Source organism: Pseudomonas arsenicoxydans, from assembly GCF_006438915.1.
In the GTDB taxonomy this organism is placed as follows: Bacteria; Pseudomonadota; Gammaproteobacteria; order Pseudomonadales; family Pseudomonadaceae; genus Aquipseudomonas; species Aquipseudomonas arsenicoxydans_A.
Genome location: NZ_RCZE01000003.1, coordinates 425,804 through 441,629, shown reverse-complemented (window position 1 = coordinate 441,629; position 15,826 = coordinate 425,804). Strand labels below are relative to the sequence as shown.

Sequence of the window (15,826 nt, the reverse complement as noted above, 5' to 3'; positions counted from 1 at the left end):
TACAGAGCCTCAACGCCGCTGCGGTCTGACGGCTGTGGCCGCGCTCCCGTACTGGCGGCTCTCCAGTTTCTATCTGTTCTATTTCGCCTTGCTCGGTTCGACAGCGCCGTTTCTGGCGCTGTACTTCGATCACCTGGGATTTTCCAGTGCGCGCATCGGCGAACTGGTGGCAATCCCGATGTTGATGCGCTGCGTCGCGCCGAACATCTGGGGCTGGCTGGGTGACTACACCGGCCGGCGCCTGGCCATCGTGCGCTTCGGCGCGGTGTGCACGCTGCTGACGTTCTCACTCATTTTCGTCAGCAAGACCTACGCCTGGCTGGCGATGGTCATGGCGTTGCACGCGTTCTTCTGGCACGCGGTATTGCCGCAGTTCGAAGTCATCACCCTGGCGCACCTCAAAGGCCAGACCTCGCGCTACAGCCAGATTCGCCTCTGGGGTTCCATCGGTTTCATCATCACCGTGGTGTTGCTGGGTCGATTGTTTGAATGGCTCAGCCTCGACATCTATCGGGTGGCGTTGGTATTGATCATGGCCGGTATCGTGGTCAGCAGCCTGTGGGTGCCAAACGCGCAACCGGTTCAGGGCCTTCGTGAAGCGGGGGACGGGTTTCTCAAGCAATTGCGCAGCCCCGGCGTACTGGCGTTTTATGGCTGCGTGGCGCTGATGCAGATGAGCCATGGCCCGTATTACACGTTTTTGACCTTGCACCTTGAACGGTTGGGCTACAGCCGTGGCGTGATCGGCATGCTCTGGGCGGTCGGCGTGGTGGCTGAAGTGCTGATGTTTTTGGCCATGAGCAAAATCCTCGCACGCTTCTCGGTACGCCGGGTGCTGCTGGCGAGTTTCCTGCTGGCCGCCCTGCGCTGGGTGCTGCTCGGTTCGTTTGCCGAATTTCTCTGGGTGTTGCTGCTCGCCCAAGTGCTGCACGCGGCCACGTTCGGCAGCTTTCACGCGGCTGCCATCCAGTTCGTGCAACGTAGTTTCGGCGCACGCCAGCAAGGGCAGGGCCAGGCGTTGTATGCCGCACTGGCCGGCACCGGTGGCGCATTGGGCGCGTTGTATGCCGGCTACAGCTGGAATGCCCTCGGCGCCCCGTTGACCTTTAGTATTGCAAGCCTCGCAGCCCTGGCGGCTGCCGTTATCATTGCCACACGACTGCAAGAGGACAGGCCATGAGCCTTACCCGTGAACACCTCGCCCAGGAAATCATCGACGCCGGGCGTTTTCTGTATGGCCGCGGCTGGTCACCGGCCACCAGCAGCAACTACTCGACGCGTCTGTCGCCGAGCGAAGCGCTGCTGACGGTGTCCGGCAAGCACAAAGGCCAGTTGGGGCTCGACGATGTGCTCGCCACCGATTTGTCGGGCAACAGCCTGGAACCGGGTAAAAAGCCGTCCGCCGAAACCTTGTTGCACACTCAGCTCTACCGCTGGCGCGCGGAAATCGGCGCGGTGCTGCACACCCATTCGGTCAACGCTACGGTGCTGTCGCGCCTGACCCCGGAAGATTTCATCGAGTTCGAAGACTACGAACTGCAAAAAGCCTTCACCGGCGTATCGACCCACGAGTCCCGGGTGCGGGTGCCGATTTTCGACAACGATCAGGATATTGCGCGCCTCGCCGCCAAGGTGCAGCCTTGGCTGGACGCCCATCCCGATTGCGTCGGCTACCTGATTCGCGGCCATGGCCTCTACACCTGGGGCGCGCGCATGAGCGATGCGCTGCGGCAGATCGAGGCCTTTGAATTTTTGTTCGAGTGCGAGTTGAAGACGCGCGCGCTCTTTAACCGTAACGCATGAACTGTTAAGGAGTTGCCCTGATGAGCAGCCTGTCCGTTTACCACGTCTCAAGCCCTGACCTGCCGAACAAGGTGCTGACCCATTTCGAAGACATCGCCTCCACGCTAGCCGAGCAGGGCGTGCGTTTCGACCGCTGGCAAGCGGCGGCGAAGATCCAGCCGGGCGCCAGTCAGGAAGAAGTGATCGCCGCGTATCAGCAACAGATCGACAAGCTGATGACCGAGCGCGGTTACATCACGGTCGACGTCATCAGCCTGAACAGCGATCACCCGCAAAAAGCCGAATTGCGCGCCAAGTTCCTCGACGAACACCGTCATGGCGAAGACGAAGTCCGGTTTTTCGTGGCGGGTCGTGGCCTGTTTACCCTGCACATCGACGATTACGTCTACGCCGTGCTCTGCGAAAAGAACGACTTGATCTCGGTGCCGGCCGGCACGCCGCACTGGTTTGACATGGGCGAGCATCCGCATTTCGTCGCGATCCGCCTGTTCAACAATCCTGAAGGCTGGGTGGCCAACTTCACCGGCGAAGACATCGCCAGCCGCTTCCCGCGTCTTGAGGACTGAACCGATGCCGATCAAAGCGATTCTCACCGACATCGAAGGCACCACCAGCGCGGTGAGTTTTGTGTTCGACGTGCTGTTTCCCTACGCCGCCAAACACCTGCCGGATTTTGTCCGTCAGCACGCCGCGCGCGCCGATGTGGCTGAACAACTGGCCGCCGTGCGCCGCGACAGCACCGAGCCGGACGCCGACGTTGAGCGGGTGATCACCATCCTCCTGGGCTGGATCGCCGAAGACCGCAAAGCCACGCCGCTCAAAGCATTGCAAGGCATGGTGTGGGAGCAGGGATATCAGGCCGGGCAGTTGAAGGGCCATGTTTACCCGGACGCCGTTGAAGCGCTCAAGCGCTGGCATCAGGAAGGCTATCAACTGTTGGTGTATTCCTCGGGCTCGATCCAGGCGCAAAAACTGATTTTCGGCTGTTCGGAGGCGGGGGATTTGTCGCCACTGTTTAGCGGCTATTTCGACACCACGTCGGGACCCAAGCGGGAAGCGCAGTCTTACCAACGCATCACTCAGGCCATCGGTATTGAGCCTGCGCAGATTCTATTTCTGTCCGACATCGTCGAAGAGCTGGACGCTGCACGCACGGCCGGGATGGCGACCTGCGGGCTGGCGCGAGAGGGCGGGGAGCTGGCAGGCCATCTGACCGTCGACAGCTTCGCGCGAATCAACCCCTCCACCTTTTAAGACATCTACTACATCACACACATAACCTGTGGGAGCCGAGCTTGCTCGCGATTGCGGTGTGTCATTCAACAACAATGTTGACTGGCGGACCCTCATCGCGAGCAAGCTCGGCTCCCACAGTGTTTTGTGTTGCCATCAGGGTGATTTACGCCGTGTGATAAGTCGGCAAGGCAAATCGTTGCTGGCTTTGCAGCATGGAGATCTGCGGCAGTTCACTCGCCTGTTCGGCCAAGTCACGGCGAATCGCACTGATGGCCCAGGTCAGTTGGTCACCGGCGTGCAATTGCTGGTAGGACAGCGAACGTTTGAACACTCTGCCTTCTGTACTACGAAGGGTCAGCAGAATCCCGCCGTCAGGACGCGCCTGGGTGGTGACTTCGAAGTTGGAGAACAGGGAGGAAAATTTTTCTTGGATCAGGCTCATGTCTATCAGCTCCGTTTGCACGTGATTGGCAAGCATGGAGAGGTAGTTGCAGCGATTGTGCCAGTATTTTAATTTAATAAAATCCTTATAAATCAATTAGTTAATTTTTTATGTAGTTTTTGCCTTCGTGCAATCTGCATGAATGGCCATCGTGCATCCTGCATTTTGAAAGATCGTCGCTGATTCGATGGAACCAATCGGCATGACGATGTTCACCCTTTATCTGTCCGGGTGGCGGATACAAAACATTGCAAAAACCGCGTGTACAGCCCAAGAACCGCTGACGTATTTTCGAGCTCATGGAACGCCGCCCGACAATAAAAAAATCAGCGGGAGCACAGATGAAACGCAGGCCGAACGACACGATTACCTGGAGCATGATGCTCCGCAAACTGCCGACGATCGCCAGAGCCATTCCCCGCGTGGTGAAGGGCCTGAAAGTCGCCAACGTCAAGGATCCGACCCAACCGTGTGGCCTGGGCTGGTGTTTCGAACAGGCGACATCGCGCAATCCCGATGGCCCCGCGTTACTGCAGGGCGACGTGACGCTGACCTATACGCAGGTCAACCAGTGGGCGAATCGCATTGCTCATCATCTGATTGCCCGAGGCATCGGCAAGGGAGACGTGGTCGCGGTCTTCATCGAGAACCGCCCGGAACTACTGGTGACGATTCTGGCGGTGGCCAAGGTCGGCGCGATCAGCGCGTTGCTTAACACCTCGCAGACCCGCGATACCCTCGCGCACAGCCTGAACCTGGTGGCCCCGGTGGCGATCATTGTCGGCGGCGAATTGGTCCCGGCTTTTTCCATGGTCCGCGACCGGGTGTCCATCGCGCCGGCGCGAACCTGGTTCGTCGCCGATCAAGACACCTACAACCATCCGGGCATTGCGCCCGAGGGCTTCGTCAACCTGATGACGGCCAGTGTCGACGCAACCGACGACAATCCTGCCAGCAGCCAACAGGTTTTTTTCGACGATCCTTGTTTCTATATCTACACCTCGGGCACCACCGGTTTGCCCAAGGCCGGCGTCTTCAAGCACGGGCGCTGGATGCGCAGTTCCGCCAGTTTCGGCCTGATTGCCCTGGACATGCAGCCGCACGACATCGTCTATTGCACCTTGCCGCTGTATCACGCTACCGGGCTCTGCGTGTGCTGGGGTTCGGCCATTAGCGGCGCCTCGGGGTTTGCCATCCGCCGCAAGTTCAGCGCCAGCCAGTTCTGGAACGACGTACGCAAATACCATGCGACTACTCTCGGCTACGTCGGCGAACTGTGCCGCTATCTGGTGGATCAACCCGCCAGCGCCGAGGACAACCAGCACGGCGTGACGAAGATGATCGGCAATGGTTTGCGGCCCGGCGCGTGGGACGCCTTCAAGACCCGCTTCGGCGTCGACCATATCTGTGAACTGTATGCGGCCAGCGACGGCAACATCGGCTTCACCAACATGCTCAATTTTGACCACACCATCGGTTTCTCGCTGATGGCCTGGGAGCTGGTGGCCTACGACCACGACAGCGGCCAGCCGATTCGCAACGCCAAGGGTTTCATGAACAAAGTGGCCAAGGGCGCGCAGGGTTTGTTACTGGCGAGAATCGACGACAAGGCGCCGCTGGACGGCTACACCGATCCGCTAAAGACCGAAAAAATCGTGCTGCATGACGTGTTCAAGAAGGGCGATCGGTACTTCAACACCGGTGACCTGCTGCGCAACATTGGTTTCGGCCATGCGCAATTCGTCGACCGGTTGGGTGACACCTACCGCTGGAAAGGCGAAAACGTCTCGACCACGGAAGTGGAAAACATCCTCCTGCAACATCCGCACATCGCGGAAGCCGTGGCGTATGGCGTAGAAGTCCACAACACTAACGGGCGTGCCGGCATGGCGGCGATTACCCCGGCCGAATCCCTGGCCACCCTGGACTTCAGCGAACTGCTGGATTTCGCTCGTCAGCAAATGCCGGCCTATGCGGTGCCGTTGTTCCTGCGGGTGAAAGTGAAAATGGAAACCACCGGGACCTTCAAATACCAGAAGACCCGGCTCAAGGACGAAGCCTTCGACCCCGGCAAAACCGGCGATGACCCGATCTACGCCTGGCTGCCCGGCACCCAGACTTACGTGCAGGTCACCGAGCAGGTGCTGGCGGATATTCACTGCGGCAAGTACCGCTATTGAATGTGCCTATGGCGGCCCTTGAGAAAAAACAAGTGACAGCACGGGGGCTGCTCGGGAAACTGTCGGCTTTGCGAATAACCGAACAGGGAGCCCCCGATGTCAGACCAAAGCCGCCAGATGACCCCCGAAGAAGCCGCTGAATTTGCCGAACAGGTATTCAACAAGGCGCGCGAGGGCGATGCGGCCATGATGGCTGCGCTGCTGACCAAAGGCCTGCCGCCCAACCTGCGTAACCACAAGGGCGACACCTTGCTGATGCTGGCCGCCTACCACGGCCACGTGGACACCGTGAAAGTCCTGCTCGAACACAAGGCCGATCCGGAAATCCGCAACGACAACGGCCAAAGCCCGATTGCCGGTGCCGCGTTCAAGGGCGACCTGGCGGTGGTCAAGGCCTTGGTCGAGGGCGGCGCGCAAGCGGAAGGCTCATCGTTTGATGGCCGTACTGCGCTGATGATGGCGGCGATGTTCAACCGCGTCGAAATCGTCGACTACCTGATCAGCAAAGGCGCCGATCCGAAAGCCAAGGACGCCAACGGCGTGTCGGCCCTCGATGCCGCGAAAACCATGGGCGCCGTTGACACCACCGCCCAGCTGGAAAAACTGCTCGGCTGATCCGTTCAGCGGGTTGTGGGTGAAAGTTTTTTTGTGGCGAGGGAGCTTGCTCCCGCTCGGCTGCGTAGCAGTCGTAAACCGGCGCATTCGGTCTGTCTAAATGATCGCGCTGGTTGTTTTGGGGGCTGCTTCGCAGCCCAGCGGGAGCAAGCTCCCTCGCCACAGGGTTTTCCATCACAGGTAAATTGCTACTTGGCCACAGGTCTTACCCTGCTCGGTAACTTCCTCCGAATGCGCTATCCTTCGCGCCCTCAAAATTCATTCGCTACAGGATTCACCTCATGAAAGCCGCACTCGTCGAACTCATCAGCAAAATCAGCTCCGGGTGCATGAGCGATGACGAAATCCTCAAAGTCGCTGACGAAGCGGCTCAGGCTTACGCTAATCCTCAGGCTTTCCTGACGGCCAACCCGGATATCAACTTCGACGACACGTTTCCGATCCCGTTGGGTGAATGGGTGGTGGTCGGCAGTCTGCCGGAGACGGTGCTGTTCCAGGCCGACACCTACATGGACCTGTTCGCCCAAATCGTCGCCTCGTTCGGCCCAGGCGTTGATTTCAATATCAAACCCAAGCAATTGGCCAAGACCGAAGCCCTGACCGCGCTCAACCGCATTCAGGTGCAAATGGGCAGCATGAACAAGGAAAACGGCGGTTACACGCTGATGAACTTCAGCCAGTTGCTCGACGACGAGCTGCAAGTGGTGCTGGTCTACGGCAACGACGTGCCGCGCGTGCTGGAGCTGTGCGCCGAAGTCGGCATCAGCGCTGCGCCATCGCTGGAAGCGCTGAAGATTGCGATTCACGTTTAAAAAGCGGAACCCTCCCAAGGCCCGGCTATCCTAAAGGTGCACATCACTCTTAGGGAGCGTCACCATGGGTTCTACGTTCAACAGCCTGGTCGCCTTGATCATTTTCGTGCTGGATATCTGGGCCATCATCAACGTGTTTAAAAGTGGCGCCACCACCGGGATGAAAATCCTCTGGGTGCTGTTGATCGCGTTCCTGCCGGTGTTGGGTCTGATCATCTGGGCCATTGCCGGGCCACGGGGCAACGTGCGGATCTGAGTGCGCTCGCACAACCGACACTGAACCTGTGGGAGCGTGGCTTGCCCGCGATGGAATCGCCGCGGTCTACCTGACAGACCGCATCGCAGGCACGTCAGCTCTCACAGGAGATTGTGTCGACTCATCAAGTGAGGTTCGACCTGTCATCTTCCGCGACGTAGAATGCGCGCCTTTCCTGGTTAATCGAGCTGCTCGATTGGCCATCATGGGCGGGTAACCGTCCGTTGCCACCCGCATTCATCGGAGCACTTCCCATGAGCAATACCCCTACCAGCGAATACCTGGAAACCCTGTACGAAGGCTACGGCCAGCGTTTTCGCATGGAAAAACTGCTGCACGAAGTGCGCACCGAACACCAGCACCTGGTGATTTTCGAAAACCCGCGCATGGGCCGGGTGATGGCGCTGGACGGCGTGATCCAGACCACCGAAGCCGACGAATTCATCTACCACGAAATGCTCACCCACGTGCCGATCCTCGCGCACGGCAGCGCCAAGCGCGTGCTGATCATCGGTGGCGGCGACGGCGGCATGCTGCGTGAAGTGGCCAAGCACCGCAGCATCGAACACATCACCATGGTCGAGATCGATGGCACCGTGGTCGACATGTGCAAGGAATACCTGCCGAACCACTCCAAAGGTGCGTTCGATGATCCTCGCCTGAACCTGGTGATCGACGACGGCATGCGTTTCGTCGCTACCACCACTGAAAAGTTCGACGTGATCATTTCCGACTCCACCGACCCGATCGGTCCGGGCGAAGTGCTGTTCTCGGAAAACTTCTACCAGGCCTGCCGTCGCTGCCTGAACGAAGGCGGCATCCTGGTTACCCAGAACGGCACCCCGTTCATGCAGATCGAAGAAGTCAAAACCACCGCCGGGCGTCTGCGCAGCCTGTTCCCGGACTGGCACTTCTATCAGGCGGCCGTGCCGACCTACATCGGCGGCGCGATGACGTTTGCCTGGGGCGCGACCAATACCGCTTATCGCAAACTGTCCCGTGAAACCCTGCAACAGCGTTTCGCCGGCAGCGGCATCATTACCCGCTACTACAATCCAGAGATTCACATCGGCGCCTTCGCCTTGCCGCAATACGTGCTGCAAGCGGTGAACAAGCCAAGCAACGACTAAAGGTTGTACCTAACCCCAATGTGGGAGCGGGCTTGCTCGCGAAAGCGGTGGTTGAGTCGACATGTATATTGACTGAACCACCGCTTTCGCGAGCAAGCCCGCTCCCACAAGGGGACATGTTTTTCCTGTCAGAACACCGCAATTCGTGTGAACGATCAGTCAGCGCAAAAGTCCAGATGCATGTGAGCCCATCCATGGGCTTTATCGAGGAGGCACTGATGCAAAAGTGGAAAATCACTTTCGTGGATGATCACGGTGAAACAGTCGATGAAGTCTTTGAGTGCGACGAATGCCCGGACAACGAGCACGCCGCCAAACTCATCAAGGCCCGACTCCTGCCTGTCGCCGCCGAACTGGATCTGAACGATCTGGAAGGGCGAACTTCCGATGCGAGCGTCAAAAGTCTCAAAGCCCAGAACAGCATACAAATCCTTGGCATCACGCCAATCTGAACCTCTCCTGTCTTACTCTCATCCAGGCCTTGGCAGCGGCTCTCTCTTGAGGCTACTCTGCAATCGAGATCAGCGAACGGATCGCTAAGGTCTGGTCTTGTCAGCTACATGCTTGCTTCCCACCGGCAACGAGGTTGCCGCATCGCGCGCACCACTCGGTTGCGTGTGCCGGGAATACGGAAAGTCTATCCATCACTATGAGGGGGACGTTTCATGAGCACAGCCTATCAAGAAGACATCAGCAGCTCGGTGCTGCGCCGCATGAAAGAAGGCGGTTTCGACTTTTCAAGATTCCACCCCATCGAGTTCTACGCGATTTTTCCCGACGAGGAGCGGGCCCGCAGAGCAGCAGGTCATTACCGTGGCGAATCCCTGAATGCGCAAATCAGTGTGCGCGACGACGGCGCTTGGGCACTCGAACTGAGCAAAGTCATGTATGCCACTTACGATGACATTGGCGATTTCGAGCAAGGCTTCGAGGCGGTGGTCGAGCCTCTGGGCGGCATCATCGAAGGATGGGGCGTCAAGCAGGAGGTACGAGGGCTACTCGCATAATCCTATGAACAGTGACACGCACTAACGGCTGGCCTTCGGGTTGGCCGTTTTAGTTTGTGGGGGCGGTAAAACCCGTCCGGCAAAACCCTGAAACAAGAATCCGGCGCAAAAAAAACCGCCTGAGCAGGCGGCTAAAGGGAAGTCTGGGGTGTTTTTCCAGCGAATGCGCGGATTATCCGCACCGGCGGCCGGGCAGTGAAATCAACTCTGACTATGCTGGTGATAGGCGACAACGTCGCCTTGCAATGAAGCGGGGGCTGTCAGGTTGGGGCGTTTGCTGCACAGGAATGGTGCGGTGCAAACGGGGCGATTATCCAACCGATTGATATCAAAGCGTTTCTGCCGATGGCACGGGCCTTGCGAAGCCTAGATGTCCGGGTGACAAGGAGTACGGCATGATCCGCACCTATTTTGATGAAATGTACGATGCCGGCGGCCAGGTCCGCCCGCATTATCGGGAGTTTGCCCGTTGGCTGGCCGAAACGCCTGACGAGCTTTTGGCACAACGGCGACGCGAGGCCGATCTGTTGTTTCATCGCGCCGGGATAACCTTCACGCTCTATGGGGACGAGCAGGGGACAGAGCGCCTGATTCCCTTCGACACCATCCCCCGCAGTATTCCTGCCAGCGAATGGCGGGTTGTAGAACGCGGCTGCATTCAGCGGGTCAAGGCATTGAACATGTTCCTTGCCGACCTCTATCACGAGCAGCGCATCATCAAGGCCGGCATCATCCCGGCCGAGCAAGTGCTGGCCAACGAGCAATACCAGTTGGCGATGCAAGGGCTGGATCTGCACCGGGATATCTATTCGCACATCTCTGGCGTCGATCTGGTGCGCGACGGTGACGGCACGTACTACGTGCTCGAAGACAACCTGCGCACACCGAGCGGCGTCAGCTACATGCTCGAAGACCGCAAGATGATGATGCGCCTGTTCCCCGAACTGTTCGCGGCGCAACGTATTGCACCCATCGATCACTATCCGAATTTGCTTCTGGATACCCTGAAAAGCTCCAGCCCTATCGATAATCCGAGCGTGGTGGTGCTGACGCCGGGCCGCTTCAACAGTGCGTTTTTCGAGCATGCCTTTCTGGCGCGGGAGATGGGGGTTGAACTGGTGGAGGGCGCCGACCTTTTCGTGCGCGATGACAAGGTGTTCATGCGCACCACGGACGGGCCGAAAGCCGTCGACGTGATCTACCGTCGCCTCGACGACGCGTTCCTCGATCCGCTGGCGTTCAATCCGGATTCCATGCTGGGCGTTCCGGGACTCCTGTCGTCGTACCGTTCCGGCAACGTCGTGCTGGCGAACGCCATCGGCACCGGGGTGGCGGACGACAAGTCGGTGTATCCGTTTGTCACCGACATGATCCGTTTTTACCTCGACGAAGAACCGATCCTGAAGAACGTGCCGACGTTCCAGTGCCGCAATCCCTCCGAGCTGTCCCACGTGCTGGCCAATCTTCCGGACCTGGTGGTCAAGGAAACCCAGGGCTCCGGCGGTTACGGAATGCTGGTGGGGCCGGCGGCGACGGCGGCGGAAATCGAGTCGTTCCGCGCACGGATCAAAGCCAAGCCCCACGCGTACATCGCGCAACCGACGTTGTCCCTGTCGACCTGTCCGACCTTTGTCGAAAACGGCATTGCGCCACGCCACATCGACCTGCGTCCGTTTGTTTTGTCTGGCCGCGAAACCCGGGTCGTGCCCGGCGGTTTGACCCGTGTTGCTTTGCGCGAAGGCTCCCTGGTGGTGAATTCCTCCCAGGGTGGCGGAACCAAGGACACCTGGGTGGTCGAGGATTGAAGGAAGCCTGCCATGTTAAGTAGAACTGCCTCGGATTTGTATTGGATGTCGCGTTACCTGGAGCGGGCGGAAAACCTCGCACGGATGCTCGACATCAGTTATTCGCTGTCGTTGATGCCACAGGATGGTCGCGGTGACGGTCTGCACGAACTTGCCATGCCGCTGCTGATCACCGGCACCCTGGACGATTACCTGGAGCGCCACGGCGAGTTGCATGCCGAACGGCTGCTGCATTTCTTCGCCCTCGATGCGGCCAACCCGGCGAGCATCTACAGCTGCCTCGGTTCGGCGCGAGCCAGTGCCCATGCGGTGCGTGGGCGAATCACTGCGGACATGTGGGAAAACATCAACGCCACCTGGCTGGAAATTCGCGGGATCGCCGAACAGGGCTTGAGCCGCTACGGCATGAGCCGCTTTTGTGAGTGGATCAAGGAACGTTCCCACCTGTTCCGGGGCGCGTCCTACGGCACCATCATGCGTAACGATGCGTTCCGCTTCATTCGTCTGGGGACGTTTATCGAAAGGGCGGACAACACGTTGCGCCTGCTCGACGCGCGCTACGAAATGGCCGGTGATCAAGCCGAAGCGGTCAGCGATGGCACGGCTCACGCGTACTACCAGTGGAGTGCGCTGCTGCGCGCCTTGTCCTCGTTCGAGGCTTACACCGAGATCTACCGCGATGCGCCCGGTGCCCGTCAGGTGGCCGAATTGTTGTTGCTGCGGGCCGATGTGCCGCGCTCCCTGCGCGCCTGCACTGAAGAAATCGACCAGATCCTCGCCAGCCTGCCCGGCGCCAACGGCCGCCCCGCGCAACGCTTGGCGGCAGAAATGGATTCGCGCCTGCGCTACACCGGTATTAACGAAATTATCGAGGAAGGCCTGCATGCCTGGCTGACCGAATTCATCCCGCTGGTGCGCCAGTTGGGCAACGCCATTCACAGTTCTTACCTGGAGGCTGCATGAGACTTTCCATTAGCCACGAAACCACCTATCACTATGAAGATCAGGTGCGGGCGAGCATCCAGTACCTGCGACTGACACCCCACGACAGCGAGCGCCAGCACGTGCTCAGCTGGCAACTCGACCTGCCGCGCCCGGTGCGCGCGCAACTCGATCCATTCGGCAACATCCTGCACGTGCTGACCATGGACGAGCCGCACGAGGCGATCATCATCGGCGCCCGTGGTCAGGTGGATATCGATGAACTGCGCGAAGCCGAGCATGAGAGCCAGTCGGCGCTGCCGTTCCTGCGTTTCACCCGACTGACCGAGGCCGACGAAGCCTTGCGAGCGTTCGCGCAAAAAGAATGCAAGACACGCCGGGATCGCACCGCGCTGATCGACTTGATGCATGGCTTGAACCAGCACATGACCTACACACCGGGCTCAACCGAAGTCGACACCAGCGCGGCTCAGGCCTTCGCCGGCCGTTCTGGCGTCTGTCAGGACCATACTCATGCGTTTCTCGCCTGCGCGCGTAGCCTGGGCATTCCGTCGCGTTATGTGTCGGGTTATCTATACAGTGAGAACAGCGAACACCTGGCCAGTCACGCCTGGGCGGAAGCGTGGCTCGATGATGCGTGGTACAGCTTCGATGTGACCAATGAATTGGCCCGGCCTGAGCGGCATTTGAAACTGGCGGTAGGCCTGGATTACCTGGATGCCTGCCCGGTACGCGGGATGCGCCGGGGCGGCGGGTGCGAGCAGATGCATGCAAAGGTGTTTGTGTCGCCGACACCGATGCCGGTTATCTCCGTTCAGCAACAGTAATCGGGGATACCGCTTCGCGAGCAAGCCCGCTCCCACATTTGATCTGCGGCGAACGAAAATCCTGTGTTCGCTGACGATCCAATGTGGGAGCGGGCTTGCTCGCGAAGAGGCCAGTCCTTGCAACACAACGCTAGGGCTTAATTTTGCGCCCGGCCATGTGCTTCAAATACCCCACCAGCATGTCCAGATCCGCATCCGGCAAAACCTGCGCCGTAAACCCCGGCATCTTCGCCTGCGGCCACTGGCGCAAGCTCTGTGGATCACGGATGTAACGCTTCAAGAACTCCGCGCCGAAATACTCGGTCGGGCTAAACGGAATATTCAAATCCGGCCCGAACTGCGCATCCCCGACACCGTTCAATCGATGGCACGCGAGACAGTTCTTCTGAAACAACGCAAATCCCTGATTCACCGGGTCGTTCGCCTTCAACGCCGGATCAGGCAGCAGGGCAGGGAAGCGCGCAGCCACCGGCGCCAGTCGCTTGATGCTGGACACCTGAAACGGCCATTGCTCCGGGCTGATATTGCCGGCTTGCGGATCTGTCCAGACCAGATAAAACGGCCCGGCACTCGGCTTGCCTTCTGACAACGCTGGCCACGGTTTCGCCGGGTCTTCAATCGCCAGCCATGCCCGCGCACCTTGGGTGTTCAGCAAAGGCGCCGCGGCCAACTCGGCGGCAAATCCGTCCAGTGCCACGGCTTGCAAATGGTCATCGGGCTTGATGCCGGTCAACAGCGCCGCCAGCGGCACCGCTTGATAGCTCATGTCCCGTTTGTAGGAAACGTCGTCGGCAATATGGAGGGTCTGGACTTGCGGGTGCTTGAGCAGTTCCTCGGTCTGCCAGTTGCGACTGGTCGCGCCCAGCTCGAGGTTCAGCTGTGCGGCCAACAGAGGCGTGCTGAGCAGCAAGGCCCCGAACAAAATGAGCTTTTTCAATAGATCGCCGTCCATGTCGTGGAAGTGCCCAAAGGTTGGCACACCCACGCTGGCCCGGGTAGCGGGCCAGTCACATTTTTGGAATGACGATATAAATACCTGACACCGTATTTCTTACCGACTAGCCAATCACCTTGGTCAGATTCGGCAAAATCAATAACAGCGTGGTGGCGAAAAGGATGAGACCGGCTTGACGTACTTTCGAATGTTTGAACATGGCTTGACCGCCTTTTTTGTTATTTCCCGATGCCTGCCTGCATATCTCCATGACGGCAGAGCGTTGCACTTCCTGTAGGACGAGCGCCTCGGCAAAACCCGACGACAACTTCGTACACTTCACCTTAGAGCCCGCGTCACGCGTGGTTTAGATCCATTTCGTATGGAACTACCGGAAAAAACTATTAAAACAGCATGAGGCTTATTGCCAGCTTCTTGGGCGCCCTATTGCTAGACACTTCCGGCTCCTGAATCGGTTAATCCCATCGCTCACTACCGTTCGTCTGAGCGTGTCAGTCAACGTCGATGAGCACTGCGGTCATTGAATCCGCAACGGCCCGGCATAAGAGTGAGCGCTCAGTTTTTACTCACCGCCCAGGTTCGAGGACGTCATGACCCAAGCTTTGATTTTCGACGCGTTACGCACGCCCCGTGGCAAAGGCAAAGCCGATGGCGCCTTGCACAGTGTCAAACCGGTCAATCTGGTGGCCGGCTTGCTCACGGCGCTGCAACAGCGCACGTCGCTCGATACCAGCCAGGTCGATGACGTGGTGCTCGGCTGCGTGACGCCGATGGGTGATCAAGGCTCCGACATAGCCAAAACCGCGGCCCAGGTGGCGGATTGGGATGTCAGTGTTTCGGGCGTGCAGATCAACCGCTTTTGCGCATCGGGGCTTGAAGCGGTGAACCTCGGCGCGATGAAAGTGCGCTCCGGTTTCGAAGACCTAGTGGTGGTCGGCGGTGTCGAGTCGATGTCCCGAGTGCCGATGGGCAGCGACGGTGGGGCCTGGGCGCTGGACCCGGAAACCAACCTGCACAGCCATTTCACTCCACAAGGCGTGGGCGCCGACCTGATTGCCACTCTCGAAGGGTTCAGCCGTCAGGACGTTGATGCCTACGCGCTGCACTCGCAACAGAAAGCGGCGCGGGCACGGGCGAACGGCTCGTTCAACAAGTCGCTGGTGCCGGTGCAGGATCAGAACGGCATCATCCTGCTCGATCACGATGAGTTCATTCGCGCCGACTCGACCCTGGAGGGTTTGGGCAAGCTCAAGCCGAGTTTCGAGATGATGGGGCAAATGGGCTTCGACGCGACGGCATTGCGTGTCTACAGCCATGTCGAACGGATCAATCATGTGCACACGCCGGGCAACAGCTCGGGGATCGTCGATGGTGCCGCGTTGATGTTGATCGGTTCCGAAGTCAAGGGCCGGACGCTGGGCTTGCAGCCTCGGGCGCGGATCGTCGCCACGGCGGTCACCAGCACCGATCCGACCATCATGCTCACCGGCCCGGCGCCGGCCACCCGTAAAGCGCTGGCCAAGGCCGGCCTGCGTGTGGAAGACATCGACCTGTTCGAAGTCAACGAAGCGTTCGCCTCGGTGGTGCTCAAATTCATCAAGGATATGGCCATCGATCCGGACAAGGTCAACGTCAACGGCGGCTCCATCGCCATGGGCCATCCGCTCGGCGCCACGGGCTGCGCGATTCTCGGCACGCTGCTCGATGAGCTGGAAACCCGGCGTCTGCGCTATGGCCTCGCGACGTTGTGTGTCGGCGGCGGCATGGGCATTGCCACCATCATCGAACGCCTCTGAGCCCCCGACTTTCAAGGAAA

The 15,826-nt window shown here is 59.3% G+C and carries 17 protein-coding genes; 15 read left to right on the top strand and 2 right to left on the bottom strand.

The genetic code is table 11. From position 1 onward, the window contains the following. Positions 1-34 precede the first annotated feature (34 nt). From EAH78_RS08680 to mtnC, 4 genes are read left to right on the top strand one after another with little or no spacing between them, the layout of a single operon-like run. Positions 35-1,180 carry an MFS transporter gene (locus EAH78_RS08680; protein ID WP_140667192.1) on the top strand — a complete coding sequence of 382 codons (1,146 nt, stop codon included), beginning with the start codon at positions 35-37 and terminating at the stop codon, positions 1,178-1,180. After that, positions 1,177-1,803: a methylthioribulose 1-phosphate dehydratase gene (locus EAH78_RS08675; RefSeq protein ID WP_140667191.1), complete on the top strand. Its 627-nt coding sequence runs from the start codon at positions 1,177-1,179 to the stop codon at positions 1,801-1,803. The genes EAH78_RS08680 and EAH78_RS08675 overlap by 4 nt, the downstream gene beginning before the upstream one ends. 20 nt (positions 1,804-1,823) lie before the next feature. Next, positions 1,824-2,369 carry a 1,2-dihydroxy-3-keto-5-methylthiopentene dioxygenase gene (locus EAH78_RS08670; RefSeq protein WP_140667190.1) on the top strand — a complete coding sequence of 182 codons (546 nt, stop codon included), beginning with the start codon at positions 1,824-1,826 and terminating at the stop codon, positions 2,367-2,369. Between the two features lie 4 nt (positions 2,370-2,373). Further along, positions 2,374-3,057 (top strand): acireductone synthase, encoded by a 684-nt coding sequence (mtnC, locus tag EAH78_RS08665; protein ID WP_140667189.1) that lies wholly within the window; start codon positions 2,374-2,376, stop codon positions 3,055-3,057. Positions 3,058-3,202: 145 nt separating this feature from the next. Here mtnC and EAH78_RS08660 read toward each other — a convergent pair whose 3' ends face one another. Continuing rightward, positions 3,203-3,481, bottom strand: coding sequence for a DUF3509 domain-containing protein (locus tag EAH78_RS08660; protein WP_140667188.1), 279 nt, complete (start codon positions 3,479-3,481; stop codon positions 3,203-3,205). Positions 3,482-3,822: 341 nt separating this feature from the next. On the opposite strand from EAH78_RS08660, the gene EAH78_RS08655 reads away from it, so the two are divergent. The 10 genes from EAH78_RS08655 (at position 3,823) to EAH78_RS08605 (ending at position 13,055) form a co-directional block, all read left to right on the top strand. Then, on the top strand, positions 3,823-5,661 hold the full coding sequence (locus tag EAH78_RS08655; RefSeq protein ID WP_140667187.1) for a long-chain-acyl-CoA synthetase: 1,839 nt from the start codon (positions 3,823-3,825) through the stop codon (positions 5,659-5,661). Positions 5,662-5,757: 96 nt separating this feature from the next. Beyond that, a complete protein-coding gene (locus tag EAH78_RS08650; RefSeq protein WP_140667186.1) occupies positions 5,758-6,276 on the top strand; it encodes an ankyrin repeat domain-containing protein in 519 nt (172 codons plus the stop codon). A 281-nt stretch (positions 6,277-6,557) separates the two neighbouring features. Next, positions 6,558-7,088, top strand: a complete 531-nt coding sequence (locus tag EAH78_RS08640; protein WP_140667185.1) for a hypothetical protein — start codon at positions 6,558-6,560, stop codon at positions 7,086-7,088. A gap of 64 nt (positions 7,089-7,152) precedes the next feature. Further along, entirely contained in the window at positions 7,153-7,344 is a 192-nt protein-coding gene (locus EAH78_RS08635) for a PLDc N-terminal domain-containing protein (protein WP_140667184.1), read from the top strand. A 254-nt stretch (positions 7,345-7,598) separates the two neighbouring features. Further along, entirely contained in the window at positions 7,599-8,474 is an 876-nt protein-coding gene (gene speE / locus EAH78_RS08630; RefSeq protein ID WP_140667183.1) for a polyamine aminopropyltransferase, read from the top strand. Between the two features lie 218 nt (positions 8,475-8,692). After that, the gene (locus EAH78_RS08625; protein ID WP_140667182.1) at positions 8,693-8,926 is read left to right on the top strand and encodes a hypothetical protein; all 234 of its coding nucleotides are present in this window, start codon (positions 8,693-8,695) and stop codon (positions 8,924-8,926) included. Positions 8,927-9,139: 213 nt separating this feature from the next. Beyond that, positions 9,140-9,481 carry a ribonuclease E inhibitor RraB gene (locus tag EAH78_RS08620; RefSeq protein ID WP_027922513.1) on the top strand — a complete coding sequence of 114 codons (342 nt, stop codon included), beginning with the start codon at positions 9,140-9,142 and terminating at the stop codon, positions 9,479-9,481. A 395-nt stretch (positions 9,482-9,876) separates the two neighbouring features. Continuing rightward, positions 9,877-11,286 (top strand): circularly permuted type 2 ATP-grasp protein, encoded by a 1,410-nt coding sequence (locus EAH78_RS08615; RefSeq protein ID WP_027922514.1) that lies wholly within the window; start codon positions 9,877-9,879, stop codon positions 11,284-11,286. 12 nt (positions 11,287-11,298) lie between these two features. Then, entirely contained in the window at positions 11,299-12,249 is a 951-nt protein-coding gene (locus EAH78_RS08610) for an alpha-E domain-containing protein (protein ID WP_140667181.1), read from the top strand. After that, the gene (locus EAH78_RS08605) at positions 12,246-13,055 is read left to right on the top strand and encodes a transglutaminase family protein (protein ID WP_027922516.1); all 810 of its coding nucleotides are present in this window, start codon (positions 12,246-12,248) and stop codon (positions 13,053-13,055) included. The genes EAH78_RS08610 and EAH78_RS08605 overlap by 4 nt, the downstream gene beginning before the upstream one ends. A 130-nt stretch (positions 13,056-13,185) precedes the next feature. Here EAH78_RS08605 and EAH78_RS08600 read toward each other — a convergent pair whose 3' ends face one another. Further along, a complete protein-coding gene (locus EAH78_RS08600) occupies positions 13,186-14,007 on the bottom strand; it encodes a c-type cytochrome (RefSeq protein WP_140667245.1) in 822 nt (273 codons plus the stop codon). A 593-nt stretch (positions 14,008-14,600) separates the two neighbouring features. Between EAH78_RS08600 and EAH78_RS08590 the strand changes: the two genes are divergently transcribed. Continuing rightward, on the top strand, positions 14,601-15,806 hold the full coding sequence (locus EAH78_RS08590; RefSeq protein ID WP_140667179.1) for an acetyl-CoA C-acetyltransferase: 1,206 nt from the start codon (positions 14,601-14,603) through the stop codon (positions 15,804-15,806). Positions 15,807-15,826 lie beyond the last annotated feature (20 nt).